The sequence below is a fragment of the Pseudomonas sp. GD03858 genome (genome assembly GCF_029840925.1).
Lineage (GTDB): Bacteria > Pseudomonadota > Gammaproteobacteria > Pseudomonadales > Pseudomonadaceae > Aquipseudomonas.
Genome location: NZ_JAOCDM010000080.1, coordinates 1 through 25,499 on the forward strand (window position 1 = coordinate 1; position 25,499 = coordinate 25,499).

General features: G+C 64.3%; 29 protein-coding genes and 1 tRNA gene. 16 read left to right on the forward strand and 14 right to left on the reverse strand.

Going from position 1 to position 25,499, the window contains the following annotated elements; all coding sequences use genetic code 11:
* Positions 1–33: 33 nt before the first annotated feature.
* Positions 34–939 carry an AraC family transcriptional regulator gene (locus N5D48_RS18455; RefSeq protein WP_279887001.1) on the reverse strand — a complete coding sequence of 302 codons (906 nt, stop codon included), beginning with the start codon at positions 937–939 and terminating at the stop codon, positions 34–36.
* A gap of 353 nt (positions 940–1,292) precedes the next feature.
* Here N5D48_RS18455 and N5D48_RS18460 point away from each other — a divergent pair, with 353 nt between their 5' ends.
* Positions 1,293–1,589 carry a DUF3077 domain-containing protein gene (locus N5D48_RS18460; RefSeq protein WP_279887003.1) on the forward strand — a complete coding sequence of 99 codons (297 nt, stop codon included), beginning with the start codon at positions 1,293–1,295 and terminating at the stop codon, positions 1,587–1,589.
* A gap of 102 nt (positions 1,590–1,691) precedes the next feature.
* On the opposite strand, the gene N5D48_RS18465 is transcribed toward N5D48_RS18460, so the two are convergent.
* Positions 1,692–2,465 (reverse strand): hypothetical protein, encoded by a 774-nt coding sequence (locus N5D48_RS18465; RefSeq protein ID WP_279887004.1) that lies wholly within the window; start codon positions 2,463–2,465, stop codon positions 1,692–1,694.
* Positions 2,466–2,721: 256 nt separating this feature from the next.
* On the opposite strand from N5D48_RS18465, the gene N5D48_RS18470 reads away from it, so the two are divergent.
* Both N5D48_RS18470 and N5D48_RS18475 read left to right on the forward strand, forming a co-directional pair.
* Positions 2,722–3,468 (forward strand): sulfite exporter TauE/SafE family protein, encoded by a 747-nt coding sequence (locus N5D48_RS18470; RefSeq protein ID WP_279887006.1) that lies wholly within the window; start codon positions 2,722–2,724, stop codon positions 3,466–3,468.
* Positions 3,469–3,625: 157 nt separating this feature from the next.
* Positions 3,626–4,369 carry a hypothetical protein gene (locus N5D48_RS18475; protein WP_279887007.1) on the forward strand — a complete coding sequence of 248 codons (744 nt, stop codon included), beginning with the start codon at positions 3,626–3,628 and terminating at the stop codon, positions 4,367–4,369.
* A gap of 41 nt (positions 4,370–4,410) precedes the next feature.
* Here the strand turns inward: N5D48_RS18475 and N5D48_RS18480 are convergent, their stop codons facing one another.
* Together N5D48_RS18480 and N5D48_RS18485 are read right to left on the reverse strand one after the other, a co-directional pair.
* Positions 4,411–6,036 carry a methyl-accepting chemotaxis protein gene (locus N5D48_RS18480; RefSeq protein WP_279887008.1) on the reverse strand — a complete coding sequence of 542 codons (1,626 nt, stop codon included), beginning with the start codon at positions 6,034–6,036 and terminating at the stop codon, positions 4,411–4,413.
* A gap of 219 nt (positions 6,037–6,255) precedes the next feature.
* Complete coding sequence (locus N5D48_RS18485) at positions 6,256–7,455, reverse strand: FAD-dependent oxidoreductase (RefSeq protein ID WP_279887009.1); 1,200 nt, start codon at positions 7,453–7,455, stop codon at positions 6,256–6,258.
* 260 nt (positions 7,456–7,715) lie between these two features.
* Here N5D48_RS18485 and N5D48_RS18490 point away from each other — a divergent pair, with 260 nt between their 5' ends.
* Together N5D48_RS18490 and N5D48_RS18495 are read left to right on the forward strand one after the other, a co-directional pair.
* Positions 7,716–8,258 carry an Rrf2 family transcriptional regulator gene (locus N5D48_RS18490; protein ID WP_279887010.1) on the forward strand — a complete coding sequence of 181 codons (543 nt, stop codon included), beginning with the start codon at positions 7,716–7,718 and terminating at the stop codon, positions 8,256–8,258.
* A gap of 384 nt (positions 8,259–8,642) precedes the next feature.
* Positions 8,643–8,828 (forward strand): hypothetical protein, encoded by a 186-nt coding sequence (locus N5D48_RS18495; protein WP_279887011.1) that lies wholly within the window; start codon positions 8,643–8,645, stop codon positions 8,826–8,828.
* A 25-nt stretch (positions 8,829–8,853) separates the two neighbouring features.
* On the opposite strand, the gene N5D48_RS18500 is transcribed toward N5D48_RS18495, so the two are convergent.
* The 3 genes from N5D48_RS18500 to N5D48_RS18510 all read right to left on the reverse strand — a co-directional run bounded on the left by N5D48_RS18500 (position 8,854) and on the right by N5D48_RS18510 (position 9,765).
* Complete coding sequence (locus tag N5D48_RS18500) at positions 8,854–9,267, reverse strand: DoxX family protein (protein ID WP_279887013.1); 414 nt, start codon at positions 9,265–9,267, stop codon at positions 8,854–8,856.
* A gap of 107 nt (positions 9,268–9,374) precedes the next feature.
* Positions 9,375–9,459, reverse strand: a tRNA-Leu gene (locus tag N5D48_RS18505).
* Positions 9,460–9,552: 93 nt separating this feature from the next.
* Positions 9,553–9,765 (reverse strand): hypothetical protein, encoded by a 213-nt coding sequence (locus tag N5D48_RS18510; RefSeq protein ID WP_279887014.1) that lies wholly within the window; start codon positions 9,763–9,765, stop codon positions 9,553–9,555.
* A gap of 102 nt (positions 9,766–9,867) precedes the next feature.
* Between N5D48_RS18510 and N5D48_RS18515 the strand changes: the two genes are divergently transcribed.
* The 4 genes from N5D48_RS18515 to N5D48_RS18530 all read left to right on the forward strand — a co-directional run bounded on the left by N5D48_RS18515 (position 9,868) and on the right by N5D48_RS18530 (position 13,214).
* A complete protein-coding gene (locus N5D48_RS18515) occupies positions 9,868–10,149 on the forward strand; it encodes a hypothetical protein (protein WP_279887015.1) in 282 nt (93 codons plus the stop codon).
* Between the two features lie 80 nt (positions 10,150–10,229).
* Positions 10,230–11,390 carry a PAS domain S-box protein gene (locus tag N5D48_RS18520; RefSeq protein WP_279887017.1) on the forward strand — a complete coding sequence of 387 codons (1,161 nt, stop codon included), beginning with the start codon at positions 10,230–10,232 and terminating at the stop codon, positions 11,388–11,390.
* A gap of 6 nt (positions 11,391–11,396) precedes the next feature.
* A complete protein-coding gene (locus N5D48_RS18525; RefSeq protein ID WP_279887018.1) occupies positions 11,397–12,842 on the forward strand; it encodes an ATPase domain-containing protein in 1,446 nt (481 codons plus the stop codon).
* Positions 12,843–12,854: 12 nt separating this feature from the next.
* Positions 12,855–13,214, forward strand: a complete 360-nt coding sequence (locus tag N5D48_RS18530) for a response regulator (RefSeq protein WP_279887019.1) — start codon at positions 12,855–12,857, stop codon at positions 13,212–13,214.
* 72 nt (positions 13,215–13,286) lie between these two features.
* Here N5D48_RS18530 and csrA read toward each other — a convergent pair whose 3' ends face one another.
* The 7 genes from csrA to N5D48_RS18565 all read right to left on the reverse strand — a co-directional run bounded on the left by csrA (position 13,287) and on the right by N5D48_RS18565 (position 18,035).
* A complete protein-coding gene (gene csrA / locus N5D48_RS18535; RefSeq protein WP_279807587.1) occupies positions 13,287–13,484 on the reverse strand; it encodes a carbon storage regulator CsrA in 198 nt (65 codons plus the stop codon).
* Positions 13,485–13,821: 337 nt separating this feature from the next.
* Positions 13,822–14,913 (reverse strand): molybdenum ABC transporter ATP-binding protein, encoded by a 1,092-nt coding sequence (modC, locus tag N5D48_RS18540; protein WP_279887020.1) that lies wholly within the window; start codon positions 14,911–14,913, stop codon positions 13,822–13,824.
* Between the two features lies 1 nt (position 14,914).
* Positions 14,915–15,595 carry a molybdate ABC transporter permease subunit gene (gene modB / locus N5D48_RS18545; protein ID WP_186661628.1) on the reverse strand — a complete coding sequence of 227 codons (681 nt, stop codon included), beginning with the start codon at positions 15,593–15,595 and terminating at the stop codon, positions 14,915–14,917.
* Positions 15,595–16,353: a molybdate ABC transporter substrate-binding protein gene (modA, locus tag N5D48_RS18550; RefSeq protein WP_279887022.1), complete on the reverse strand. Its 759-nt coding sequence runs from the start codon at positions 16,351–16,353 to the stop codon at positions 15,595–15,597. The genes modB and modA overlap by 1 nt, the downstream gene beginning before the upstream one ends.
* Positions 16,354–16,458: 105 nt before the next feature.
* Entirely contained in the window at positions 16,459–17,523 is a 1,065-nt protein-coding gene (locus N5D48_RS18555) for a nitronate monooxygenase (protein WP_279887023.1), read from the reverse strand.
* Between the two features lie 34 nt (positions 17,524–17,557).
* A complete protein-coding gene (locus N5D48_RS18560) occupies positions 17,558–17,728 on the reverse strand; it encodes a hypothetical protein (protein WP_279887025.1) in 171 nt (56 codons plus the stop codon).
* A 4-nt stretch (positions 17,729–17,732) separates the two neighbouring features.
* Entirely contained in the window at positions 17,733–18,035 is a 303-nt protein-coding gene (locus tag N5D48_RS18565; protein ID WP_279887027.1) for a DUF1883 domain-containing protein, read from the reverse strand.
* A 165-nt stretch (positions 18,036–18,200) separates the two neighbouring features.
* Between N5D48_RS18565 and N5D48_RS18570 the strand changes: the two genes are divergently transcribed.
* The 7 genes from N5D48_RS18570 to ahpF all read left to right on the forward strand — a co-directional run.
* Positions 18,201–18,560 carry a hypothetical protein gene (locus tag N5D48_RS18570; protein ID WP_279887028.1) on the forward strand — a complete coding sequence of 120 codons (360 nt, stop codon included), beginning with the start codon at positions 18,201–18,203 and terminating at the stop codon, positions 18,558–18,560.
* 145 nt (positions 18,561–18,705) lie between these two features.
* Positions 18,706–19,356, forward strand: coding sequence for a c-type cytochrome (locus N5D48_RS18575; protein ID WP_279887029.1), 651 nt, complete (start codon positions 18,706–18,708; stop codon positions 19,354–19,356).
* Positions 19,353–20,267 carry a c-type cytochrome gene (locus tag N5D48_RS18580; protein ID WP_279887030.1) on the forward strand — a complete coding sequence of 305 codons (915 nt, stop codon included), beginning with the start codon at positions 19,353–19,355 and terminating at the stop codon, positions 20,265–20,267. The genes N5D48_RS18575 and N5D48_RS18580 overlap by 4 nt, the downstream gene beginning before the upstream one ends.
* Positions 20,268–20,484: 217 nt before the next feature.
* Positions 20,485–21,324 carry a UTP--glucose-1-phosphate uridylyltransferase GalU gene (gene galU / locus N5D48_RS18585; RefSeq protein ID WP_279887031.1) on the forward strand — a complete coding sequence of 280 codons (840 nt, stop codon included), beginning with the start codon at positions 20,485–20,487 and terminating at the stop codon, positions 21,322–21,324.
* A 181-nt stretch (positions 21,325–21,505) separates the two neighbouring features.
* Positions 21,506–22,861: a glutathione-disulfide reductase gene (gene gorA, locus N5D48_RS18590; RefSeq protein WP_279887033.1), complete on the forward strand. Its 1,356-nt coding sequence runs from the start codon at positions 21,506–21,508 to the stop codon at positions 22,859–22,861.
* Positions 22,862–23,115: 254 nt separating this feature from the next.
* Positions 23,116–23,679: an alkyl hydroperoxide reductase subunit C gene (ahpC, locus tag N5D48_RS18595; RefSeq protein WP_279807573.1), complete on the forward strand. Its 564-nt coding sequence runs from the start codon at positions 23,116–23,118 to the stop codon at positions 23,677–23,679.
* A 283-nt stretch (positions 23,680–23,962) separates the two neighbouring features.
* The coding region (gene ahpF / locus N5D48_RS18600) for an alkyl hydroperoxide reductase subunit F (RefSeq protein WP_279887035.1) at positions 23,963–25,499 on the forward strand (1,537 nt) is incomplete at its 3' end.

Genomic DNA, 25,499 nt, shown 5'->3' on the forward strand with positions numbered 1-25,499 from the left:
AAGGCCGCTCCTACAGGAGATTGCGTATGACGTTCAGGCGCGGTTCTGCTCGGTCAGCCGCTGGGTCACCAGGCTGCGATAGTCGGAGGGGGTCATGCCCTTGAGCTGCAAAAAGCGCCGGTTGAAGTTCGACAGGTTGCTGAACCCCGACTCGAAGCACACCTCGGTCACCGGCAGCTCGCCCTTGGCCAGCAGCTCGCACGACTTGCTCACCCGCAGCCGGTTGACGAACTCGACGAAGCCACGCCCGGCGGCCTGCTTGAAGAACCGCGAGAAGTAGGTGGGCGTCATCCCCAGGTGCTCGGCCACTTCGTTCTGGCTCAGGTCCTGGGCGTAGTGCTGGAAGATGTAGTCCACCGCCCGGTTGATGCGCTCGACGTTGTGCTCGTCGGCCAACTGCGAGGAGGTGACGGTGGACAGCAGCTGGTAGTCGTCACAGGCGGCCAGCTGTTCCATGAGGATAAAAAAGTATCCCAGGCGGGTCATGCCGCGGCTGTCGGCGATGCGTTGCAGCAGGTGGCGGCTCTCGCGGATCAGCGCCGGGTCGCGGAACTCGATGCCGTAGCGCGCCCGGGCCAGCAGCGGGGCGAGCTGGGTGAGCTCGGAGAACACTTGGCTGCCGTCTTCAAGCACCTCGTCGGTGAAGTTGACCAGCATGTCGCGCTTGCCTACCACTTCGTCGGGGCCGACCTGGCTGATCCAGTTGTGCGGCAGGTTAGGGCCGGTGAGAAACAGCGTGTCGGGGGCGAAGTTGCCGATGTAGTCGCCGATGAACACCTTGCCGGCGCTGGCGACGATCAGGTGCAGCTCGTATTCCTTGTGAAAGTGCCAGCGCACCAGCGGGCTGGGGAAGCCGTGCTGACGGTAGATCAGCGAGTGGCCTTCGTGGTCGTCCATCAGTTCGTAGGACGGATCGGTGACTTTGCTCGTTCTGGGCATGACGATGGCTGTACGTGTGAAAGCGGGGTTGGCCGCGATGGGCTGCCGAGCAGCGCCTTTTTCTACGACTGACAGACATTAGCCTGTTTGCCGTCGTTAGTGCAGATCGATTTCGTAGGTCCTACTCCTTTTCTTCCTCTGTTCGTGTAGTCCATTTCCTAAAGGGGCTTTTTCCTCCTGACCGACCGTTGTGGTGGTGTAGTGGGCGCTTTAGTCTCGCCCTGCTCGTCGTGTTTCGCCATCCGGGGTCGACCGAGCTTCTGGGCAGAGCGCCGTGCAGGGATCGCGCGGTTTGGTTCGGGGGTTCTGGAGGTGATGCGCGGCGAGCTCTTTCTTTTTCAAGGGGGCGGATCATGGACAGGGACGAGCAAGGCAAGGGCTGCGGGGAGCTGAAGATCATCAGCCTGGTCGGGCGCACCAGGCGCAGCCCGATACGCGACTGGGTGCAGGTGGTACCAGGTTTGCCGCCAGGACAGGTGTTGCAGGAAACATCGGTGATCCTCGGTGTCATCACCGGGCTGACGCAGCAGGCGTTGAGCAGGCCGGTGGAGGCGCAGACGCTGCTACGGGCGACGTACTACCTCAGCGGTATGGCCAAGGCCATGATCGATGGGCAGCTGCCGGCCGGCAAAGAGCGGGGTGACGGTTGAGCATCGTTTGAACGACAACAGCCGCTTTCGAGCGATCGAAAGCGGCTGTTGCGTGTAGCGCTGCTGTTTTCATCGAGGGGCGGATTCACAGGGTTGCGCTGATCAGTTTGCCGGTGCGCGACGCAGGGCAGCGGCCAGGGCAACGGTCAGCAGCACGGCCACCGCCATCGCCAGGCCGATGGCCATGGCAATCCCCAGACGCTCGAGCAGACCCGCCATCGTCAGGTAGAACGCAATCACCCCTACCGCGCCAATGGCATTGCCGCGCACCATCGCCGCCATCCCGGCGCGGCCACCCTGCACATGGGCAAACACCACCAGCGGCCAGGCGATCACCGGGATCGGCGCCAGCATCCCGCTGGTGGCTGGCCCCAACCAGCTGGCCAGGCTGGTGGTGACCATCAGCAAGGTGGTGGCCGAAACCATGCGCAGCGGGATCTCCCAATAGCGATGCCGGGGGCGGGCGAGCGTGTCGGGCCTGGGTTCGCGGCCGCTGGCGTGGATCAGCACAGCGATCAGCAGCAGTGCCACGGCGATCGACAGGTACAGCCCGCCCCAATGGGTGAAGGCATAGGCCGCCGCACCGTAGAACAGCACCGCCAGCGGTACCGCCGGGCCGATGCCGATCCTGCGCGTGGCGAACAGGTAGAAGGTGTAGGTCGCCTGCACCGCCGCCAGGCCGCCGAGCGCGCCGGGTACCGCGCCGAGGGCGAAGCCGGGGCCCTGTTCCAGGCTCAGGAAGGTCATCACCAGTGCCGAGGTGATCGGTAGCCCGGACAGCAGTCCGCCCAGCAGGCCGCCCCAGCGGCGCGAAGCGAGGGAGATGGCCCACATCAGCAGCGGGGTGACGATGAGCTTGAGGTAGAGGAGCGTCATTGCGTGGGTATCCGCTATTGCAAGGGCGGGGGCCTGCCGTTGGCATTGGATGGAGGGCGCCGTCGGTCACGGCCGGCCTCGAGCGTCCGAGCATGGGGGCGCCGATACGGCTGGTCAAGCCCGCGGGGCGTGCGCTGCTACCGGGGTCATGGTCCGAACCGGACAAGTTGCAGGCGGCAGATGCAAATCCGCGCACGATCGGCCATTGTTGCGAGCATGCCGTGCAATCATCCACCGTCCTTTGCAGGGAGCCCCTATGGACCCGCTCTATCTCATCGCCCTCGGCGCTGTCGTCGCCGGTTTCGTCCAGGGCTTGTCCGGCTTTGCCTTCGGCATGGTGGCGATGTCGTTCTGGGCGTGGGGGCTGGAGCCTCGCGTGGCGGCGGTGCTGACGGTGTTCGGCAGCCTCACTGGTCAGTTGATCGCTGTATTGAGCGTGCGCAGGGGCTTCAGTTGGACCTTGCTGTGGCCCTTCGTGCTGGGCGGCCTGGCGGGGATTCCACTGGGTGTCTGGGTCCTGCCGTACCTCGACATGTTGTGGTTCAAGGCGGTGTTCGGCACCTTGCTGGTGGTGTGGTGCCCGCTGATGCTGCTGGCGCCGCGTTTGCCGCGCCTGCAGGGTGGGCGCCTGGCGGACGGCGCGGTGGGCATGGTCGGCGGCGTGCTGGGTGGCATTGGCGGCTTCACCGGTACGGTGCCTACGCTTTGGTGTACCTTGCGCGGTTTCGAGCGCGACACGCAGCGGGCGGTGATCCAGAACTTCAACCTGTCGATGCTGGCGGTGACCATGCTCACCTACCTGGGCAGTGGTCTGGTCACCCGGGCGCTGCTGCCTTCGTTTGCCGTGGTGGCACTGGCGATGCTGCTGCCGACTGTGCTGGGGACGCGATTGTACCTGGGGATCAGCGAGCTGGCTTTTCGTCGCATCGTGCTGAGCCTGCTGACGCTCTCGGGCGTGGCGATGCTGACGGTGGCGGTACCGGGACTGCTGGCACGCGGCTGATCCTGCCGCTGAGCAAGCCGCGCCCCAGTATCCAGGGCGAGTCAGCGCCGCTCGATTGCTGTCGCGGGCGTTTCGCACCTTGCCTTGACGTCGGCTTCTTGGCACCCTTTGCCAGCCATGTCGCATCGTCAACACCGCACAACAAGGAACCCTCAAGGTGAGCTGGGAAAAAGTCGGTAAATTGCTCGTGGGCCTGCTGCTCATCGCTGCCGTCGCGGCCATGCTCCATGCCGCGCTGGGCGATGACCGGCGTCTGCAGGCGCGCCTGACCTACGCCCACCTCACTTACCCCGGCCAATTCAACGAGCGGGTCAGCCAGAGCAACGACCTGCTCAAATACGAGCGTTTGCATGCCCGTATCAGCGACATCGGCGCTGGCGCGCTCGATCATGCGCAGATTGACAAACTGGTGGAACTGGCCCAGGCGCCATACCTGCAGCTGTTCGCCAGGCCGTTCGAGGCCGGATTGGTGGATCATCGCACCGGCCTGTTGATCGAGCTCGCCAACCCGGCGTCGGAACCGGTCAAGGCGGTGCAGGTCCGCTTGCCGGCGAGGGGGCTGGTGCAGGTGCGCGACGCGGCCGGCAATGACACGCTGATCCAGGCGCCCACCAATCTCGTCGACATCCCCGGCATCGACGGGATGAGCGAGAGCAAGGTCTGGGTGTATTTCGACAACGACTATTCGCAGATTCGCCAGGGCGGAATCAGCATTCGCTCCGAGGATGGCGGTGCCGACATCCAAGTGTACCGCGAGGTGACGGGGTTCCCGGCACTGCTGGCGCGTTACAGCCAGATGGTTGTCGCGTTGTTCGCCGCGTTGCTGGCGGGCATGCTGTGGCTGGGCCATGCCTGCCTGGCACGGCGGCGCAAGGGCATGGTGGGCATGGCCCGCTCCTGACCCCGGCAGTGTGACGGGGCCGCCCTTGCGCTGTCGGCGCGTTACACCTTGAACTGCGCCACCATCGTGTTCAACTCCACCGCCAGGCGCGAAAGGTCCTGCGCCGCCGCGCTGGTCTGGTTGGCGCCGGCCGAGGTCTGCGTCGCCAGGTCGCGGATGTTCACCAGGTTGCGGTCCACCTCCCGGGCCACCTGGGCCTGCTGTTCCGAGGCGCTGGCGATCACCAGGTTGCGCTGGTTGATCGAGGCGATGGCTTCGGCGATCAGTTCCAGGGCCTGGCCGGCGGACTGTGCCACTTCCAGCGTGCCGCCGGCCCGGCCCTGGCTGCTGTGCATCGCATTGACCGCACGCTCGGTGCCGGTCTGGATCCCGCCGATCATCTGTTCGATTTCCGCCGTGGATTGCTGGGTCCGGTGGGCCAGCGCTCGGACCTCATCGGCGACCACGGCAAAGCCACGCCCGGCTTCGCCGGCGCGGGCCGCCTCGATGGCGGCGTTCAGTGCCAGCAGATTGGTCTGCCCGGCGATCGAGCCGATCACATCGAGTACCCGGCTGATCTCGTTGGCGCTGCTGGCCAGCTGTTCGATTTCGTGGGCGGTGCCGGTGACGTCCTCGACCAGATACTGGATCGAGGTCAAGGCCTGGTTGACCTGGTCGCGGCCGTCGCGGGTCGTCTGGTCGGCGCCCCTGGAGGCGTCGGCGGTGCTCACGGCGTTGTTGGCGACTTCTTCCACCGCGACGGTCATCTGGTTGACGGCGGTGGCGGCCTGGTCGATCTCGGCGCTCTGCTGGTGCAGGCCACGGCTGGTGTCCTCGGTGACGGTATGTAGCTCTTCCGAAGCCGAGGCCAGTTGGTCGGACGAGGCGGCGATCTTGCGGATGGTGTCGCGCAGGCTCTGTTGCATGCGGCTCAAGGCCCGCAGCAGTTGGGCCGGCTCGTCGCGCCCGACGATCACGATGTCGTGGGTGAGGTCGCCACTGGCCACTCGCTCGGCGACTGCCACGGCTTCGGCCAACGGTACGACGATGCTGCGGGTCAGCAGGGTGGCGATGGCCACCAGGGCAAGCAGGATCACGGCCAGGGCGCCGATGATCAGGGTCAGCGCACTCTGCGACGCGGCACTGCTGCGCAGCGAGGCTTTCTCGGCTTCTTGCTTGTTGTAGTCGATCAGTGCGGCGAGGGCGCTCATCATGCTGTCGGCATATTCGGCCAGTGGGCCATTGATCAAGCGCTTGGCTTCGTCCAGCCGTTCATTGCCGGCGGCCTCGCGGATGGACTTTTGCAGGGTGTGGTAGCGGTCGCTCAGCCTGACGAACGCGTCGAACAGGGCGCGATCCTCGGCGGCGGCAATGGTGCCTTCGTAGGCTTTGAGGTCGCCTTGCAGCTGTTGGTTGACCTGCTCGATCCGTTCCAGGGTGGCGTGGCGTGCGCCGCTGCTGTCCTCGAGCGCGCTGCGCAGGGTGAGGGCGCGTGCCCGGCCGAGGTTGCTGCTGACCTCGCCAAGGGCGATCACCGCAGGCATCCAGTTGACTCGAATTTCGTTGGTGGCGCTGTCCATCCTACGGGTTTCGTAGAGGGCGATCAGGCCCATGGCCAGGACCAGTACGCCGAGCAAGGCGAACATGCCCGCTGCGCGAATGCCGATCTTCATGTTCCGTAACTGCATGGGACGCTCCTTGACAGTGGCTGGAAGGCGTCAAGAGCGCGGTTTGGCCGGGCTCGGCTGGTCTTGCTCTCAAGGCGCCGGGAGGGAAGTTATTTCCTTACGATTCATGTTGTTTATCTCGAATGATGCCATAATGATATCATTATTGACAATCCGTCAAAGGTCGTGCTCAGGCTAAAAAGGCCCTTCACTTGAGTGTCGGGCCTGTCGTTCAGGTACTCAGACGATGGCGATGGCCGGGTCGGCGGCTGCCAGGGCCTGGGCGCGGTCGGCGGCCGGTGGGTAGATCCACACCGAGTTGATCTGTTGCTTGAGCGCCTTGCCCTCCTGGCCCTGCAGTTTCAGTTCACGCTCCCAGCCTTCGCTGTACGCCGCGCCCCATTCGCCCAGGTCGAGGCAGGTGACGTACTTGGGCTGGCGGTACACCACCGGCGCGATGCCCAGCAGGTCGGCCATGGCGTTGTTGCCCGAGTGGCGCCCCATGGGAATAGCGTGCTGGCAGGTCATCAGGGCGTGGTTGCCCAGTTCGTCGACGGCGGCCCAGGCCACGTCGCCCGTGGCGTAGATATGGTCCTGGCCGATCACCTTGAGGTGGTCGTCGACCCGCAGGCGGCCCAGACCGTCACGTTCGCCGTCCACCTGCGCGGTCAGTGGACTGGCCTTCACGCCCACGGTCCAGATCACCGTCTTGCTGGCGATGTATTCGCCGTTGTCGAGGGTTACGCCACCTGCGTCGACCGCGACGACCGAGGTGCCAGTGAGCCACTGCACACCCGCTTTCTCCGAGGCGGCGATGATCGACGGGGTGATGCCGGCGCCCAGTGCGGCGCCGATGTGCTGGCCACGGTCGACCAGGATCACGCGGGCCTGCCCTTGGCCGAGGACGGCATTCAGGCGAGCAGGCAGCTCGGTGGCGGTCTCGATGCCGGTGAACCCGCCACCGCAAACCACCACGGTATTTCGCGCGGGCGAAGCGGGCAGGGCGGCGAGACCGACCAGGTGCTGCTCCAGGCGCACCGCTGACTCCATCTGGTCGACATCGAAGGTGTGCTCGGCCAGGCCCGGCACCGCGGGGCGTGCCACCTGACTGCCGGCGGCGAGAACCAGGCGGTCGTAGCCGATCAGCCGAGGCTGACCGTCAGCATCGATGTAGCCGACCTGGCGGGTCGCGCTGTCGATGGTCTTGGCGTTGCCCTGGATGAAGTTCACGCCCGTGACCTTGAACAAGTCGCCCACCGAGGCCTGCATGCGCTGCACGTCCGCTTCATAGAAGCGCGGGCGGATGCGCAGTTGCGCCTGCGGGGCCAGCACGCTGATGCGCACGTCGTCACGTTGCGCCTGGTCGAGCAGGCGGGCGGCGCTCAGGGCGCTCCAGACACCAGAGAAGCCGGCACCGATGATGAGGATGTGAGAGGTCATGCAGATGCTCCGTGAGATAGGGGATGGATCTTCGACGAGGTACTGAGTGCCTGTCGGATAACTACGACTGTATTGATCGTAGTTTAGGTCGGCAAGTGTTTTTTTCCAGGGGCGCACTTCGGGCAGCGCTGCCTTGTGCCGTGAAACGCCATGATTCCTGAGGTTTAAGGGTGAGAAGGAGATGACGAACGGTGCCGATGGGCTTTGCCTGTCGTTCATGAAGGGCGTACTATTTGCGACAAAATTAGTCGGAGATTGACATGTCGCTTTACAGTGCCGGCGTCGAGTACGGCATCCACTGTCTGTTGTTCCTGGTCGATGAGCGTGGTGACAGCCGGGAGTCCAGCGTGCGCGACCTGGCCGAGTTGCAGGGCGTGCCCCAGGAGTACCTGGCCAAGGTCTTCACCAAGCTGGCGCGTGCCGGGCTGGTGGTGGCCACCGAAGGGGTGCGCGGTGGTTTTCGCCTGGCGCGGCCTTCCGACGAGATCTCGGTGCTGGATATCGTCACGGCTATCGACGGGCCGAAGAAGATCTTCGACTGCCGGGAGATTCGCGAACGTTGCGTGGTATTCGAGGGCTCGGCGCCGGGCTGGGCGACCGAGGGCACCTGTGCCATCCATGCGGTGATGCTGGGCGCGCAGAAGCGCATGGAGGAGGCGCTGGCGCAGCAGACCATTCTCGATCTGGCACGACGGTTCGGGCGCAAGGCGCCGGCGGAGTTCGGGCAGAAGGTCAATGACTGGATGAACGAGCGCCGCGATGGCAAGGGTGGGGGCGGGGATGTTCCGCTGCGTGCGATCTGATCGTTGTCGGGCCAGTCGCCCGAACGCCAGCCAGGCGGAAAAAGAAAACCCGCCACGTGGGCGGGTTGAACAGAACGTATCGAAGCCTGTTCAGTCTGCCTGCGTGAATGTCAGAATTTCGTGAAGCGCGCCTTCAGAGGGCGTGAATATCCGTAACTGAATTTTTCATCGGTCTGCTGCCGGCCACGGTATAAGTCGAATGTCGTGATCCGGCGCCGTCGGGCGCGCAAAAAAAAAGCCCGCCAGGGTGGCGGGCAAGTGCGTTTTTGAAGGGAGAGTGCGTAGCGTGCGCCGTGTCGGTTAAGCCAAGGTTAACCATCCTGGAGATTGACCCTGCGCACCGATCGGCCTATACAGGCGGGCTCGTAGCGACCGGAGGCTGCCATGCACGACGAAGACGATCTGCCCGAACCTGAACACGACCACCTGCTGGACCCTGAATTTCATGAGGGTTTCGACCCGGAAGCGGACGCCTACGGCGCGCTGGACGATGTCGAGGAAGATGAAGCATCGATGGATGATTTCGACGATGACGATCATCCAGCCTGGCACGACGACCTCGACGACTGACCCGTGGCCGCCGTGCCTTGCGAGGTCAGCGGCGATCGAGGGAGAAGCGCCCGGCGCCTGTCAGGGCCAGCAGGAGCAGCCCGCCGATGATGCTCAGGTTCTTCAGGAACTGGGTCATGTTGGCGCTGCGCTCTGGTTCGACCATGTTCCAGAACGGGTGGCCCAGCAGGGCGGTCCCGAGCACGAACAAGGCGAACAGCAGGGCCAGTGGGCGGGTGTAGAAGCCCAGGATCAGCAAGATGGCGACCACGAACTCCATGAACACCGCGACCGCTGCGGCAAGCATCGGTACCGGGGCGCCCAGTGACGTCATGTAGCCGACCGTGCCTTCGAAGCCGGTCAGTTTGCTCCAGCCAGACAGCACGAACAGGATCATCAGCAGGATACGGGCGAGCAGGAGGATGATGTCGCGTTGACCTTCGAGCAGGGTATAGCGCATGGCTACGCTCCGGTGGAAATGGACAACGTCCACTCTAGCAGTTGCCTGGAGGATTGCTGGAGAGCATGAAAAAGGCGCCTCGCGGGCGCCTTCTCATTGACAGGGAGTGGTGCGAGTGGCGGGACTCGAACCCGCAAGGCTCACGCCGACAGATTTTAAGTCTGCTGTGTATACCAATTCCACCACACTCGCACGTTCGGCTACCGCGCTTCATGGACAGAAGGGGTAGGCGATCAGGCGCGCTTTATAACCCATTGTTATAGAAGCGTCAACCGGGCGAAGGGTTCAGGGCGCGATGCCGCGGGCGATACCGCGCATTTCGCTGGCGCTGTGGCGCAACTCTCCGGTATGCCCATCCATGGCTCGAGCGTCGGCGTGGTGGATCGAGTGGCGCAGGTACATGGCGTGTCCCTCCAGTGTCTGGCACAACGCATCGAGTTCCGTGGCGGTGCGCATCAGGTCGTCCTGCAGCCCTTGCATGCGGAAGTTCGATGTCATGTCGCGTCCTTGGAGTGATCGAGGCGCGCCACTATAGGTCAATTGACAGGTTGCCGCCATTGCGCCACTGTGCGTGTTTTGGATCCAACTTGGCACGTCACCATGTCTTCGCGTTCTCCAGGTTCCACCCCTACAGAGCGAACCGTGCGCCCCAAACTGTTCTGGCGGCTGCTGTTCTTGCAGGTCTGCCTGCTGGCGGCATTTCTCTATGTCGGTTTCATGAGCCTGGGCGGCTACCTGCTGATGCTGGGGCTCGACCCGCAGCATCCGCGGCGATACCTGGCGCTGGGGGGCGGCGTGCTGGTCCTGCTGGTAGGGCTGTGGCTGCTGAAGGTGGCGATGCCGCGGCGGCTCACGCCGTCGGTCGTGGAGCGCCACCGCTGACGATCGTCGCATGACGCCGCGCACGGGTGGTACTTTGGCTACGCTCAGTTATGTCCTTTCTCGGTGCCTGTGGAGTGCGCATGGCTTCAGTGACCCGACCGGCCCACTCGCTGATGCCCGAGGCCCGCTATGAACAGTTGGTCCAGGCGGTGGTGGACTATGCCATCTACATGCTCGACCCTGCGGGGCATGTGGTGTCGTGGAACGCCGGCGCCGAACGAATCAAGGGCTATCGCGCCGATGAGGTGATCGGCCGGCATTTCTCGCTGTTCTTCACCGACCACGACCGCGCCGAAGGTCGCCCCGAACGCCTGCTGCAGCAGGCACTGACGCGGGGTGTCGCTCAGGACGAGGGGTGGCGGGTGCGCAAGGATGGCACGCAGTTCTGGGCCTTGGCGGCGTTGGATGTGATCCGTGACGAGCAGGGGCAGATCATCGGTCTGGCCAAGGTCACCCGTGATATCACCGATCGCCGTGAGTCCGCGCTGCAGATGGATGCCATGCGCGCGCAACTGTTCCAGGCGCAGAAGCTCGAGGCTCTGGGGCAACTGACCGGTGGCCTGGCCCATGACTTCAACAATCTGCTGACCATCATCCTCAGTTCGGCGCGCCTGGCGATTGGCAGCGCGGACCCGGCACGCACCCAGCGCCTGCTCGAGCATATCCTCGATGCGGGTCAGCGGGGCACGCAGCTCACCCAGCAGCTGCTCAGCTTCGCCCGCCATCGGCAGCTGAGCGTTGCCTGTATCGCTCCGGCCCAGGTGGTCGAGTCCACGCGTGCCCTGATGGAGCACGCCTTGCCGCGCGACATCGAACTGGATCAGCAGGTGCAGGCCAACCTGCCGATGATCGAAGTGGACGCCGGGCAACTGCAGATGGTCCTGCTCAATCTGATGTTCAACGCCCGGGACGCGATCGAGAATACCGGCCATATTCGCCTGCTGGTCGACTGTGTTCAGCTGGCCGGGGAGGTGGAAGGACTGCATGGGCACTTCGTGCGCTTCGAAGTGCGGGACGATGGTCAGGGCATCGACCCACAGGTGTTGCCACGCATCTTCGAGCCGTTTTTCACCACCAAGGCATTCGGCAAGGGCACTGGCCTGGGCCTGAGCCAGGCCTACGGCTTCGCCAGGCAGAGCAGGGGCGCGATCCATGTCGACAGCCAGCCTGGGGAGGGCACCTGCATGAGCCTGTATTTGCCCGTGAGTCTTGGCCCTGATCAACTTTCGAGCGATGGGTAGAAGGCGATGGTAGAACAACTCAAGCGGCTGCCCACGGGTATCGAAGGGCTCGACGCGCTGCTCAAGGGCGGACTGGTCGTTGGCGCGTCCTATATCGTCCAGGGCCATCCCGGATCGGGCAAGACCATCCTGGCCAACCAACTGGCCTGCAATCATGTGCGCGATGGTGGACGAGTGCTGGTGGCCACATTGCTCAGCGAGTCCCATGAGCGGTTGTTTCAGTACCTGTCGACGCTGACGTTCTTCGACCCGGCGCTGATGGGCGATGCGATCCAGTTCGTCAGCGCCTTCGACACCCTGGAACAGGATGGGCTGGACGCGGTGGTGAGGCTGTTGCGCCAGGAGATCGCCCGGCAGCAGGCCACCCTGCTCATCGTCGACGGCTTGCTCAATGCCCGCTCGCGGGCGGAAACCACCCTCGACACCAAGAAGTTCGTCTCCGAGCTGCAAGGGCATGCCGCTTTCGCCGGCTGCACCGTGCTGCTGCTGACCAGTGCGCGCCTGGAAGAGGGCAGCCCCGAACACACCATGGTCGATGGTGTCATCGAACTGAGCGAGCACATGGTCGGCAGTGTCGCCGTGCGCCATGTCCAACTGCGCAAGACGCGCGGCAGCGGCGCGCTTTCCGGCTGCCACGAGTGCCTGATCAACGAGACCGGGTTGCAGGTGTTTCCACGGCTGGAGTCGCTTTACAGTCGCCCCAGCGGGCCTGGCTCGCAAACGCTCGATCGCGTGACGACCGGGGTGGACGATCTGGACAGGATGCTCGGTGGTGGCCTGGCCGAGGCATCGGTGAGCCTGTTGATGGGGCCCTCCGGGGTGGGCAAGACCGCACTGGGCATCGCTTTCCTGGCCGCTTCGAGCGCGACCGAACGCGGCCTGCATTGCGGTTTCTATGAAACGCCGGCGCGCTTGCGGCTGAAGGCCGCGGCGCTGGGTTACGACCTGGCGGAACTGGAGCGCAGCGGCGCGGTGCAACTGAGCTGGCAGCCGACCACCGAAGGCCTGCTGGACCAGGTCGGCGCTCGCTTGCTGGCGCAGGTCGAGGCGATGGGTGCCACGCGCGTGGTGATCGACAGCCTGGGCGCCTTCGGTCGCCTGGCGTTGGATCCGGCCCGGCTGAACGCCTTTTTCCGCGCCTTGACCGGCGAGTTGCGCGCACGCGGTGTCACGGTCCTGCTGACGTGGGAGATGCGTGACATCTTCGGCGCGGAAATCACCGCGCCCGCGCCGGATCTGTCGAGCATCGTGGACAATCTGATCCTGATGCGTTTCGCCGAACTGGAGGCGCAGCTGCACCGTGCGTTGTCGATCGTCAAGGTCCGCGACAGCGATCACGACCCATCCTTGCAGTCGCTGATCCTGGGGGCTGACGGTATCAGCCTGGAGCGGGTGTTCGAGGGGGCCAGTGGCGTGCTCAGTGGTTCAGCGACCTCGGCGGGAGATCGCTGATGGGATAACGCGATGAACAGCATTCTGATCGTCGATGACGAGTACCTGATCGCCGATATCCTCGGTTTCGCCCTGGAGGATGAGGGGTTCCTGGTGGAAAAGGCCAGCAACGGGCGCAAGGCCCTCGAGGCGCTCAAAGAGAAGCGGGTGGACCTGGTGATTACCGACTACATGATGCCGCTGCTCAATGGCGAGGAGCTGCTCGAGGCCATTCGTGGCGAGCTGCAACTGGCGGACCTGCCGGTGATCCTCATGAGCGCCGCCCAGGCCAGCCAGGCTCGCGCCAGCCCCGGGAGGTTCGCGGCGGTGTTCGACAAACCCTTCGACATGGAGCAGATGATCGCCAAGGTGCGCGAGCTGCTGGGCACCTGAAGCGTCGGGAGGGGCACCCCGCACGGGCGGGCAATCGATCAGGCGCATCCGTGCGGCATGATGCGGATCGCTTCAATGTTGTTCGTTGTCTTTCTCCGGGGCCGGGCTGCCGGCCTGGATGCGCTTGTAGATCTCTTCACGGTGCACCTGGACATCCTTCGGTGCATCGATGCCGATCCTCACTTGCATCCCCTTGACGCCCAGAATGGTGACTTTGATGTCATCGTCGATGACGATGCTTTCGCCAACCTTGCGGGTGAGTATCAGCATGTAGTTCTCCTTGGTGATATAGAAAACCACGGGGCGATTCGCCCAGTGGTGGGAGCCTGTCCCTCTTCCTTCTCATTAAAGACGCTTTCGGCGGATAGTAATTCCCCGGCGGACAAATTCTGTTGCCGGTCTTCAGTCGCAGGAGCCGATGGGCATGCGGGGATACCCGTCGGCGGAGGTGCTCGGTGGCAAGGATAGGGGGCTTGGCGTCATATGGGAAATTTCTGTGCGCGATGAAGTAAATAGTCGTGCTCAATGATCGTCTGGCTGCCACGCTGCCTGCAGGAATTGCCGCAGTCCCAGCGCCCCCCGATTGCCGTGGCGCTGGCTCGGCGGCTCAACCGAGCAAGGCTACCGACTTGATCTGCGCCCACAGCCGCTGGCCGGGTTGCACACCGAGCTGGTCCGCCGAGTAGCGGGTGATGCGTGCCAGCAGTCCGCTGCCGGACGCGTCCAGGCTGACCAGTACATGGGCGGGGTTGTCCGCCGGGCGGCACTCGCGCACGCGTACCGGCAAGCGGTTGAGGATGCTCGAGGGCGCATGGGCATCCAGCGCGAGGCTGACATCACGGGCGTGGACCTTGAGCCGTAGGGTGCTGCCGACATGCAACGCCGGGTGGGCGATGCGCAGCAACTGGCCTTCGCTGCCGGGCAGGCGCAAGTCGAACAGTTCATAGTGCGGGTCGTGGCCGACCACTACGCCTTCGAGCACCACCCCGGCATCCTCGCCCTGGGCCAGGGACAGGTCGAGGCGGGCCAAGGTCTGGCCGATCGGCCCGCTGGCCACGGCCTTGCCGTGCTCCAGCAGCACCAGGTGGTCGGCCAGGCGCGCCACTTCGTCCTGGGCATGGCTGACATAGATGAGCGGGATGTCCAGCTCATCGTGCAGGCGTTCCAGGTAGGGCAGGATTTCTCGTTTGCGTGCGCTGTCCAGCGCTGCCAGGGGTTCGTCCATCAGCAACAGGCGCGGACTGCTGAGCAGCGCCCGGGCGATGCCGACCCGCTGGGCTTCGCCGCCGGACAGCGTGCCTGGCTTGCGCGCCAGCAGGTGGCCGATGCCCAGCAGCTGGCAGGCCTGGTCTTGGCTGATCTTGCGCTCGGCAGGGGCGATACGGCGCCAGCCGAACTCGAGGTTGCCGCGCACGGACAGATGCGGGAAGAGGCTGGCCTCCTGGAACACATAGCCCACCGGGCGCTTGTGTGGGGGGAGGAAATGCCCGCGCTGGCTGTCTTCCCAGATTTCGCCGTTGACCTCGATGTAGGCGCTGGCGGCGCGCTCCAGCCCGGCCAGGCAGCGCAGGCAGGAAGTCTTGCCCGAGCCGGAATGGCCGAACAGCGCGCTGATGCCGCGGCCAGGCAGGTTCAGGTCGACATCCAGGGTGAAGTCGTCGCGCGCCAGCATCAGGCGCGCTTGTATCGATGCACTCATCTCAGCTCCAGCCTGCCTTGCCACGGCGGCCGGCGTAGAGCATCAGCAGCACCAGGAAGGAGAACACCAGCATGGCCCCGGCCAGCCAGTGGGCCTGGGCGTATTCCATGGCTTCGACGTGATCGAAGATCTGCACCGAGACCACGCGGGTCTTGTCGGGAATGTTGCCGCCGATCATCAGCACCACGCCGAATTCGCCCACGGTGTGGGCGAAGCCGAGGATGCTGGCGGTAATGAAACCCGGGCGGGCCAGCGGCAGCACCACATGGACGAAGGTGTCCCAGGGGCTGGCGCGCAGCGTCGCGGCCACCTCCAGCGGGCGCTGGCCGATGGCGCCGAAGGCGTTTTGCAGTGGCTGCACCACGAACGGCATGGAGTACACCACCGAGCCGATCACCAGCCCGGTGAAGCTGAACACCACGCTGCCCAGGCCCAGGGCCTGGGTGGCCTGGCCGATCCAGCCGTGGGGGCCGAGGGCCAGCAGCAGGTAGAAGCCGATCACCGTTGGTGGCAGCACCAGAGGCAGCGCCACCACCGCGCCGATCGGCCCGCGCAGCCAGGAGCGGGTGCGCGCGAGCCACCAGGCGATGGGCGTGCCCAGCACCAGGAGGATCGCGGTGGTCAGGCTGGCCAGCTTGATGGTCAGCCAGATGGCACCCAGGTCACTGGCGTCGAGCGGCATCAGATTTCATAGCCGTAGGACTTGATCACCGCAGCGGCCTTCGGGCCTTTGAGATAGTCGACCAGGGCCTTGGCGGCCGGGTTGTCCTTGCCCTTGTTGAGAATGACCGCATCCTGGCGGATCGGGTCATGCAGCTCGGCGGGCACGATCCAGGCCGAGCCTTCGCTGACCTTGCCGTCCTTGTAGATCTGCGACAAGGCGACGAAGCCCAGCTCGGCATTGCCGGTGGAGACGAACTGGAAGGCCTGGGTGATGTTCTGGCCTTCGACGATCTTGGCCTTGGTGGCTTCGGTCAGCTTCAGCTTGTCCAGCACCTGGGTGGCGGCCAGGCCGTAGGGCGCGGCCTTGGGGTTGGCAATCGACAGGTGCTTGAAGTCGTTGTTCTTCAGGACCTCACCCTTGGCGTCGACGTAGCCCGGCTTGGCCGACCACAGGGCGAGGGTGCCGATGGCGTAGGTGAAGCGCGAGCCGGCAACGGTCTCTTTTTCCTGTTCGAGCTTGGCCGGGGTGGTGTCGTCGGCGGCGAGGAACACTTCGAACGGCGCGCCGTTCTTGATCTGCGCGTAGAACTGGCCGGTGGCGCCGTAGGCGGCGACCAGCTTGTGGCCGGTGTCTTTCTCGAAGTCCTTGGCGATGGCCTGGATCGGGGCAGTGAAGTTGGCGGCCACGGCAACCTGGACCTCATCGGCCAGGGCGCCGTTGACGCAAATCAGGGTGGCCAGGGCGCTGAAGGCCAGGTGGGAGAGGCGAGTACGCATGCGAACGGCTCCTAAGGGACGGCGGGGTTTTCGTTATGTCGCTGAATATATAGCGATACGCCATCCGTCGGGAAGGTCTGTCGAAACTATTTCCTGATCAGGGAGTCAGTTTTGTGCTCCCAGGCCCGCAATGGCCTGGGTCAGCTCGCCGGCAGGCATGTGTCGCCCCAGGCGCAGTGCCTGGCCGGCCCACAGGTTGCTGAAGTCGCTGTTGCCCTGTGTATCGGTGATTGCCCGCAGGGGCATCAGCGCACCCCCGGCCAGGGGGAAGCGTGGCGCCAGGTCGTTCATGGGCCCCAGCTCGCGCATGATGCGATTGTTGATGCCGCGCGCCGGGCGTCCGGTGAACAGGTTGGTCAGTGCGGTATCGCTGGCGGACGCATTGTCGAGGGCGCGGCGATGGGCCGGAGAAACCTTGGCCTCGGGACAGAACAGGTAGGCGGTGCCGATCTGCACCGCTGAGGCCCCCAAGGCCAGCGCGGCCACCAGGCCACGATGATCGGCGATGCCGCCGGCGGCGATCACCGGGACTTTCACGGCGTCGACGATCTGCGGCACCAGCGCGAAGGTGCCAATCTGGCTGGTGATGTCGTTGCTGAGGAACATGCCGCGGTGGCCGCCGGCCTCATAGCCCATGGCGATGATCGCGTCGCAACCGCGTCGTTCCAGCCAGAGCGCTTCTTCCACCGTGGTGGCGCTGGACAGCACCCTGGCGCCTGTCGCCTTGACCCGTGCCAGCAATTCGGCCGCTGGCAGGCCAAAGTGGAAGCTGACCACCTCTGGGCGCAGCTCCTCGACCAGTCGGCAGCTCTGTTCGTCGAAAGGCGCGCGATTGGAGATCGGCGACGGCGCGTGGTAATCGGCCCCCACTTCCTCGTAGTAAGGTTTGAGGAGCGCTTTCCAGCGCGCATCGCGCTCGGGGTCGGGGGCCGGCGTCTGGTGGCAGAAGAAGTTCAGGTTGAGCGGGCCCCGGCAGGCGCCGCGGAATGTTTCGATCTCGTCGCGCGCCTGCTCGACGCTGAGCATGGCGCAGGGCAGGGCGCCCAGGCCACCGGCATTACCGACGGCGATGGCCATGGCCGACGCGCTGGCCCCGGCCATGGGCGCCTGGAGGATGGGCAGCTCGATGCCCAGCAGATCGAGGATGCGGCGGTCTTGCCAGGTGCTCATGGGCGACTCCTTGAGTGCGGCGGATCGGGCGTCGTTACAGGGCCTTGCTGACCTGGATGTCGCTGATCTTGTCGGCGTCGTCGCCATGGATCTGGCGCAGGGCCTGCCGGGCTTGCTCCAGGGAGGCATCGGGCATCAGGGCGAAGTCCCAGCGGCGCTGGCCATCGAGTTTGTACTTGATCACGTATTTGAGGGTCTGGGTCATGCGCTTATCCGAGTTTCGACGACGAGCGGCGAATGATCTTGATCTTGTGGGTGAAGGTGGGCTTGCGTGTCACCGAGATCGGGCGCGCGCTCACGGTGTCGATGGTGATGTTCCAGAAGCCGCTGCTGGGCACGGTGATCTTCGCGGGGAACCGCTCGAAGTGGCCGCCGTGGTAGGTGTGCCGTCCGCCATTCTTGAAACTGCGGAAGTTGGCGTCGTTCATCAGGCGGATGTTGCAGCGCTGGGAGCATTCGATGACGACGATATCGTCCTCGTTCAGATGCTCGCGCTGGTGTACGAATTTCATGGGGGGCTCCGCAAGGATTGGTTCTGCAAACGCTGAAAGATACCACGATGTGAGGTTACACTTGCGCCCGGACTGGCCCGGTCAGGGAGATTTCTGCCAGGCGCGGGAGCAAAACCGCCTGGATGTGGTCAGAGGATGACTTTGAAGAAGCTGGAGATGGCGTGCATGAAATGGGTGGTAACGGCGGTGGTGCTGGCGTTGGGCGGATGCGTCAGCGTGACTGAATTGGAACAGTCTCACGAAACCATGGATGTGATATCCGGCAAGACGCCCCGCGAGTATGCCGATTGCGTGAAGCTCAAGCTGGCCGGTACCCGTGATCCGCTGCAAGAAGAGGTGCGTGGCGACGGGCTGCGCCTGATCGTGCCGCAGAAGCTGACTGCCGGTGTCGGCCCGGCGGCATTGCTGGATATCGACAAGCGTGGCAGCGGCAGCGCGATCAAGGTGTACGAGCGGCTGAACAACTTCCCTCTGCGCCTGGGCGATGTGCGCACCTCGGCGACCCAGTGCATCTCCGGTTCTTGATCCAGCGCAGTTAATCGGCGATTAGCTGGCGAAATGCCATTTTCCTTCCCGGCGGCACGTTGTCGCATGCCGGGGAATAGGCCTAGTATTTCTGGGCTTATATCGTTTGAGCCTAAGCTTATAACAAGGAAATGGAGTCTCCGTGATGAATCCCTTGAGTCGTGTCGTGATCGGCAGCCTGCTGATCCTGGCCTGGCCCTCGGCGCACGCTGCCGACGGCCAGAAGGTCTTCAACCAGGGCGGGCAGAACCCCGCCGCCATGGCCTGTCTGGGCTGCCATGGGCCGGATGGCAAAGGCATCGCCGCTGCCGGCTTTCCTCGCCTTGCCGGCTTGCCCGCCGGCTATCTCGCCAAGCAGTTGCATGACTTTCGCGCCGGCAGCCGCAAGCAAGCGGTGATGGAGCCGCTGGCCAAGGCGCTGGACGACGCGGAAATCGAGGCGGTGAGCGCCTACCTGGCCAACTTGCCCGCCGATACCGCGCCTGACCTGCGTCGCCAGCAGATTGCCGGCGATCCCGCGACGCGCCTGGCGCTGTATGGCGACTGGAGCCGGAATATTCCCGGCTGCGTGCAGTGCCATGGCCCGGGCGGCAGCGGCGTCGGCGAGCACTTCCCGCCCCTGGCCGGGCAGCCTGCCGGCTATCTGGTGGCGCAGCTCAATGCCTGGCGCGACGGCAGTCGCAGCAATGACCCGAACCAGTTGATGCTCGACGTGGCCAAGGCGATGACCGATGCCGAGGTCAAGGCGGTCGCTGAATACTTCGCTCACCCGGACAGCCAGGAGGTCAAGCCATGAAACCGATGATTCCCGCCCTGCTGTTGCTGGCCGTGGGCACGGTCCAGGCCGCCCCCATCGCCATGGAAGATCAGTCGCAGCTCAAGGTTCCGAGCGCAGACGCCGCGGCGCGGTTCGTCCCCCCCGCGGAAAGCGCGATTCCGGACAACGCCTTCGGCAAGATGGTCCGTGAAGGGCACGCGCTGTTCGTCGATACCCGCCGACTGATGCCCGAGGCCGTCGGCAACGGCATGAACTGCAGCAACTGCCACCTGGACCAGGGGCGCATGGCCCATTCCGCGCCGTTGTGGGGCGCATATCCGATGTATCCGGCCTATCGCAAGAAGAACGACAAGGTCAACACCTTTGCCGAACGCATCCAGGGCTGCTTCACGTTCAGCATGAACGGCAAGCCACCGGCCGCCGACAGCCCGCAGATGACGGCGTTGAGCGTGTACGCTTATTGGTTGTCGACCCAGGCGCCCACGGGTGTCGAGATTGCCGGGCGTGGTTATCCGGAAGTGCCCAAGCCCAAGGACGGCTACGACTTCAAGCGTGGCCGGCAGGTGTATGAACAGCAGTGCGCGCTTTGCCACGGCAACGATGGCGAAGGGCAGAAAGTGGCAGGGGAGTACGTGATGCCGCCGCTGTGGGGCAAGGACTCCTACAATTGGGGGGCCGGCATGCACCGCATCAACACCGCGGCCTCGTTCATCAAGTACAACATGCCCCTGGGCAAGCCTGGCAGCCTGAGCGACCAGCAGGCCTGGGACGTGGCGGCCTGGATCAATCGGCATGAGCGGCCCCAGGATCCGCGACTGGTCGAAGGCTCGATCGAGAAGACCCGGCTGAAGTTCCATGCCAACGACGGGGTCAACCTGTACGGGCAGAAGGTCGATGGCGTGCTGATCGGGCAGGGGATCGGCGGCTGATTTGACATCATCGCGGGGCAAGTCGCATCGGCGATGCGCCGATGCGACTTGCCCCGCGATGCTGCTGCCGTTCGCCTGAAGTTCACGCCTTGGCGGAACTATCTACACTGGAATATCTCTATGATGGCATCGGCCAGCGCGGGGGGCATTGTAAGGTGATCGCCGCCTGATTAGACTGCGCCGAATTTCGTACGCAAAGCCCTTGTTAAGGACGTATATGATCAAGAAATGCTTGTTCCCGGCAGCCGGTTACGGCACCCGCTTCCTGCCCGCTACCAAAGCCATGCCCAAGGAAATGCTGCCGGTGGTCAACAAGCCACTGATCCAGTATGGCGTTGAAGAGGCACTGGACGCCGGCCTGAACGAGATCTCCATCGTCACCGGCCGCGGCAAGCGCGCCCTGGAAGACCACTTCGACATCAGCTATGAGCTGGAAAACCAGATCAAGGGCACCGACAAGGAGAAATACCTGGTCGGCATCCGTCGTTTGCTGGACGAGTGCTCGTTCTCCTACACCCGTCAGACCGAAATGAAAGGCCTGGGCCACGCGATCCTGACCGGTCGTCCACTGATCGGTGACGAGCCTTTCGCTGTGGTGCTGGCGGATGACCTGTGCGTCAACCTCGATGGTGAAGGCGTGCTCGCGCAGATGGTCGAGCTGTACAAGCGCTACCGTTGCTCGATCGTCGCCATCCAGGAGGTCGATCCGCAGGAAACCAACAAGTACGGCGTGATCGCCGGTGAAGAAATCCGCGACGGTATCTTCCGCGTGGACGCCATGGTCGAGAAGCCCAAGCCGGAAGACGCGCCGTCCAACCTGGCGATCATCGGCCGCTACATCCTGACCCCGGACATCTTCGAGAAGATCGAGCAGACCGAGCCGGGCAAGGGCGGTGAGATCCAGATCACCGACGCGCTGATGAAGCAGGCCGCCGAAGGCAACGTCATCGCCTACAAGTTCAAGGGCAAGCGCTTCGACTGCGGCGGTGCCGAAGGCTACATCGAGGCGACCAACTTCTGCTTCGAGAACTTCTACAAGACCGGCAAGGCCTACTGACAAGCCGCTGCCGAGCTGAACCGGGGCCGCCTTGCGGCCCATCGCGGGCAAGCCCGTTCCCACAGGATCATACGGTCCCTGTGGGCGCGGGTTTGCCCGCGATGGGCCGCAGGGCGGCCCCAATGCTTTTGGTGGGCCGCCAACGGCGCTATGCTGGGCGCCTGCTTAGGAGACTGACTGCATGGCCTACGATTTTGATCTGTTCGTGATTGGCGCGGGTTCCGGTGGTGTGCGTGCGGCACGTTTCGCTGCCGGTTTCGGTGCCAAGGTGGCGGTGGCCGAAAGCCGTTACCTGGGGGGCACCTGCGTCAATGTCGGATGTGTGCCGAAAAAACTGCTGGTGTACGGCGCCCACGTGGCCGACGAGCTGGAGCAGGCCGCCGGCTTTGGCTGGACCCTCGAGGAGGGCCACTTCGACTGGGGCACCCTGATCGCCAACAAGAACCGCGAGATCGAGCGTCTCAACGGCATCTACCGCAACCTGCTGGTCAACAGCGGCGTCACTTTGCTGCAGGGGCATGCGCGCATGACCGGCGCTCACGAAGTGGAAGTCGAAGGCCAGCGCTACAGCGCCGAACACATCCTGATCGCCACTGGCGGCTGGCCGCAGGTGCCGGACATCCCAGGCAAGGAGCTGGCCATTACCTCCAACGAGGCGTTCTACCTCAAGGACCTGCCGCGCCGGGTGCTGGTGGTGGGGGGAGGTTACATCGCCGTCGAGTTCGCCGGGATCTTCCAGGGCCTGGGCGCCGATACCTCGTTGCTCTACCGTGGCGACCTGTTCCTGCGCGGCTTCGACGGTTCGGTGCGCACGCACCTGAAGGAAGAGCTGGAGAAGCGCGGCATGAACCTTCAGTTCAACGCCGATATCCAGCGCATCGACAAGCTCGACGACGGCAGCCTGAAGGCCACCCTCAAGGACGGTCGCGAGCTCGTTGCCGACTGCATCTTCTACGCCACCGGGCGCCGGCCGATGCTGGACAACCTGGGCCTGGAGAACACCGGGGTCGAACTGGACCCGCGCGGCTTCATCCGCGTCGACGAGCAGTACCAGACCACCGAGCCGTCGGTGCTGGCCATTGGTGACGTGATTGGCCGTGTGCAACTTACCCCCGTGGCGCTGGCCGAAGGCATGGCCGTGGCCCGGCGCCTGTTCAAGCCCGAGCAGTATCGCCCGGTCGACTACCAGAACATCCCGACCGCGGTGTTCAGTCAGCCGCCTATCGGCACCGTGGGCCTGACCGAGGAGCAGGCGCTGGCCGCCGGGCACAAGGTGCAGATCTTCGAGAGCCGCTTCCGGGCGATGAAGCTGACCCTGACCGATATTCAGGAAAAGACCCTGATGAAGCTGGTGGTCGATGCCGACACCGACAAGGTGCTGGGCTGCCACATGGTCGGACCGGATGCTGGCGAGATCATCCAGGGGCTTGGGATTGCCCTGAAGGCGGGTGCGACCAAGCAGCAGTTCGACGAGACCATAGGCGTGCATCCGACGGCCGCCGAAGAGTTCGTGACCATGCGCACCGTGACCCGTTGATCTGGACTCGTCGCGGTCTCTGTGGGAGCGGGCTTGCCCGCGAAAATGACACTGCGGTGTATGGCACGGGCTACGCCCGTGTTCGCGGGCAAGCCCGCTCCCACACGTTTGCTCAGCCCAATCCCTTCTATTAATAATCCCGCCTTATAGCCAAAACCAATCACCAGCATGAGCTTTGCCAATGAGCCTTCATCGGGACCAGCGGTTAGGATTCTCTCCGTCAACCGATTTCAACCCATGAAGGAGCGTCTCTCATGCCAATCATCAACAGCCAGGTCAAACCGTTCAACGCCACCGCCTACCACAATGGCGAATTCGTCCAGGTAAGCGAAGCCGACCTGAAAGGTAAGTGGTCTGTCGTGTTCTTCTACCCGGCCGACTTCACCTTCGTCTGCCCGACCGAGCTGGGCGACCTCGCTGACAACTACGCCGAGTTCCAGAAGCTGGGCGTGGAAATCTACGGTGTGTCCACCGACACCCACTTCACCCACAAAGCCTGGCATGACACCTCGGACACCATCGGCAAGATCAAGTACCCGCTGATCGGTGACCCGACCCACGTCATCGCCCGCAACTTCGACGTGCTGATCGAAGAAGCCGGCCTGGCCGATCGCGGTACCTTCGTGATCAACCCGGAAGGTCAGATCAAGATCGTCGAAATCAACGACGGCGGTGTAGGCCGTGACGCCAGCGAACTGCTGCGCAAGGTCAAGGCTGCCCAGTACGTTGCCGCCCACCCAGGCGAAGTCTGCCCGGCCAAGTGGAAAGAAGGCGAAGCCACCCTGGCACCGTCCCTTGACCTGGTCGGCAAGATCTAATTTTCGTCCGATAAGCGCCTGCGCGACGACCATGCTGCGTTGAAAACAGGCTCGGAATGCTCATTTGCACCCAGCAAAGTCGAGCGCGACTCCGACCGTTCCTCGCCTGTTTTCGCCTTGCCTGATCGCCGCGCAGTCACTTCTCGAACGAAAATCCGGTTATGCGCCAATCGCGGGCGGTAGACAGCCGCCAAAGCTGAAGAAGTTACCGCCCCGTAAGAACGCCCGGGCGATCTCGCCTGGGCGTTTTTGTATCCGAGTTTTGAAAAAAGGAATCGCCCGTATGTTGGACGCCACGCTTAAATCGCAACTGAAAACCTACCTGGAGCGGGTCACCCAGCCGATCGAGATCGTTGCCTCCCTCGACGACGGCGCGAAGTCCCGCGAACTGCACGACCTGCTGGTGGAAATCGCCGGCCTGTCGAACCTCATTACCTTCAGCGCGGACGGCAACGACGCCCGTCGTCCCTCGTTCTCGCTGAACCGCCCAGGGTCCGATATCAGCCTGCGCTTCGCCGGCATCCCCATGGGCCACGAATTCACCTCCCTGGTGCTGGCGCTGCTGCAGGTCGGCGGTCACCCCTCCAAGGCCAGTGCCGAAGTGATCGAGCAGATCCAGGCGCTGGAAGGCGAGTTCACCTTCGAGACCTACTTCTCGCTGTCGTGCCAGAACTGCCCGGACGTGGTCCAGGCACTGAACCTGATGGCGGTGCTCAACCCCAATGTGCGCCACGTCGCCATCGACGGCGCGCTGTTCCAGGAAGAAGTCGAGTCGCGCAAGATCATGGCGGTGCCGAGCGTCTACCTGAACGGTGAAGTCTTCGGCCAGGGCCGCATGGGCCTGGAAGAGATCCTCGGCAAGATCGACACCAATGCCGGCGCCCGCCAGGCCGAGAAGATCAACGCCAAGGACGCCTTCGACGTGCTGGTGGTCGGGGGTGGCCCGGCGGGCGCCGCCGCCGCGATCTACGCCGCGCGCAAGGGCATCCGTACCGGTGTCGCCGCCGAGCGCTTCGGCGGCCAGGTGCTCGATACCCTGGCGATCGAGAACTTCATCTCGGTGCAGGAGACCGAAGGGCCGAAGCTGGCCACGGCCCTGGAAGAGCACGTCAAGCAGTACGACGTCGACATCATGAACCTGCAGCGCGGCGAAGCGCTGGTCCCGGCCACCGATGGCGGCCTGCACGAAGTACGCCTGGCCGGTGGCGCCTCGCTCAAGGCCAAGACCGTGATCCTCGCCACCGGCGCCCGCTGGCGTGAAATGAACGTGCCGGGCGAGCAGCAATACCGTGCCCGTGGCGTGGCCTACTGCCCGCACTGCGACGGCCCGCTGTTCAAGGGCAAACGTGTGGCGGTGATCGGCGGTGGCAACTCCGGCGTGGAAGCGGCCATCGACCTGGCCGGTATCGTCGCCCAGGTGACCCTGATCGAGTTCGACAGCCAGCTGCGCGCCGATGCCGTGCTGCAGCGCAAGCTGCACAGCCTGGCGAACGTCAAGGTGATCACCAGCGCGCTGACCACCGAAGTGGTCGGCGATGGCGAGAAGGTCACCGGCCTGCGCTACAAGGACCGCACCAGCGACACGCTGCATGACCTGGCGCTGGAAGGCATCTTCGTGCAGATCGGCCTGCTGCCCAACACCGACTGGCTCAAGGGCACGGTCGAGCTGTCGCCGCGTGGCGAGATCATCGTCGACGCCAAGGGCCAGACCAGCATCCCGGGCGTGTTCGCCGCCGGTGACGTGACCACGGTGCCGTACAAGCAGATCGTCATCGCCGTGGGCGAAGGCGCCAAGGCATCGCTGGCCGCGTTCGATCATC

Coding starts and splice junctions, on each gene's coding strand:
- N5D48_RS18490 (WP_279887010.1), top strand. CDS start 7,716: ATGTCGCTTTACAGTGCCGGCGTCGAGTACGGCATCCACTGTCTGTTG.
- N5D48_RS18495 (WP_279887011.1), top strand. CDS start 8,643: ATGCACGACGAAGACGATCTGCCCGAACCTGAACACGACCACCTGCTG.
- modB (WP_186661628.1), bottom strand. CDS start 15,595: ATGCCGCTCGACGCCAGTGACCTGGGTGCCATCTGGCTGACCATCAAG.
- N5D48_RS18460 (WP_279887003.1), top strand. CDS start 1,293: ATGGACAGGGACGAGCAAGGCAAGGGCTGCGGGGAGCTGAAGATCATC.
- N5D48_RS18570 (WP_279887028.1), top strand. CDS start 18,201: ATGAAATGGGTGGTAACGGCGGTGGTGCTGGCGTTGGGCGGATGCGTC.
- gorA (WP_279887033.1), top strand. CDS start 21,506: ATGGCCTACGATTTTGATCTGTTCGTGATTGGCGCGGGTTCCGGTGGT.
- N5D48_RS18470 (WP_279887006.1), top strand. CDS start 2,722: ATGGACCCGCTCTATCTCATCGCCCTCGGCGCTGTCGTCGCCGGTTTC.
- N5D48_RS18555 (WP_279887023.1), bottom strand. CDS start 17,523: ATGAGCACCTGGCAAGACCGCCGCATCCTCGATCTGCTGGGCATCGAG.
- N5D48_RS18565 (WP_279887027.1), bottom strand. CDS start 18,035: ATGAAATTCGTACACCAGCGCGAGCATCTGAACGAGGACGATATCGTC.
- N5D48_RS18530 (WP_279887019.1), top strand. CDS start 12,855: ATGAACAGCATTCTGATCGTCGATGACGAGTACCTGATCGCCGATATC.
- ahpC (WP_279807573.1), top strand. CDS start 23,116: ATGCCAATCATCAACAGCCAGGTCAAACCGTTCAACGCCACCGCCTAC.
- N5D48_RS18510 (WP_279887014.1), bottom strand. CDS start 9,765: ATGACATCGAACTTCCGCATGCAAGGGCTGCAGGACGACCTGATGCGC.
- modA (WP_279887022.1), bottom strand. CDS start 16,353: ATGCGTACTCGCCTCTCCCACCTGGCCTTCAGCGCCCTGGCCACCCTG.
- N5D48_RS18500 (WP_279887013.1), bottom strand. CDS start 9,267: ATGCGCTATACCCTGCTCGAAGGTCAACGCGACATCATCCTCCTGCTC.
- N5D48_RS18560 (WP_279887025.1), bottom strand. CDS start 17,728: ATGACCCAGACCCTCAAATACGTGATCAAGTACAAACTCGATGGCCAG.
- galU (WP_279887031.1), top strand. CDS start 20,485: ATGATCAAGAAATGCTTGTTCCCGGCAGCCGGTTACGGCACCCGCTTC.
- N5D48_RS18465 (WP_279887004.1), bottom strand. CDS start 2,465: ATGACGCTCCTCTACCTCAAGCTCATCGTCACCCCGCTGCTGATGTGG.
- modC (WP_279887020.1), bottom strand. CDS start 14,913: ATGAGTGCATCGATACAAGCGCGCCTGATGCTGGCGCGCGACGACTTC.
- N5D48_RS18525 (WP_279887018.1), top strand. CDS start 11,397: ATGGTAGAACAACTCAAGCGGCTGCCCACGGGTATCGAAGGGCTCGAC.
- csrA (WP_279807587.1), bottom strand. CDS start 13,484: ATGCTGATACTCACCCGCAAGGTTGGCGAAAGCATCGTCATCGACGAT.
- N5D48_RS18485 (WP_279887009.1), bottom strand. CDS start 7,455: ATGACCTCTCACATCCTCATCATCGGTGCCGGCTTCTCTGGTGTCTGG.
- N5D48_RS18515 (WP_279887015.1), top strand. CDS start 9,868: ATGTCTTCGCGTTCTCCAGGTTCCACCCCTACAGAGCGAACCGTGCGC.
- N5D48_RS18455 (WP_279887001.1), bottom strand. CDS start 939: ATGCCCAGAACGAGCAAAGTCACCGATCCGTCCTACGAACTGATGGAC.
- N5D48_RS18575 (WP_279887029.1), top strand. CDS start 18,706: ATGAATCCCTTGAGTCGTGTCGTGATCGGCAGCCTGCTGATCCTGGCC.
- N5D48_RS18520 (WP_279887017.1), top strand. CDS start 10,230: ATGGCTTCAGTGACCCGACCGGCCCACTCGCTGATGCCCGAGGCCCGC.
- N5D48_RS18480 (WP_279887008.1), bottom strand. CDS start 6,036: ATGCAGTTACGGAACATGAAGATCGGCATTCGCGCAGCGGGCATGTTC.
- N5D48_RS18580 (WP_279887030.1), top strand. CDS start 19,353: ATGAAACCGATGATTCCCGCCCTGCTGTTGCTGGCCGTGGGCACGGTC.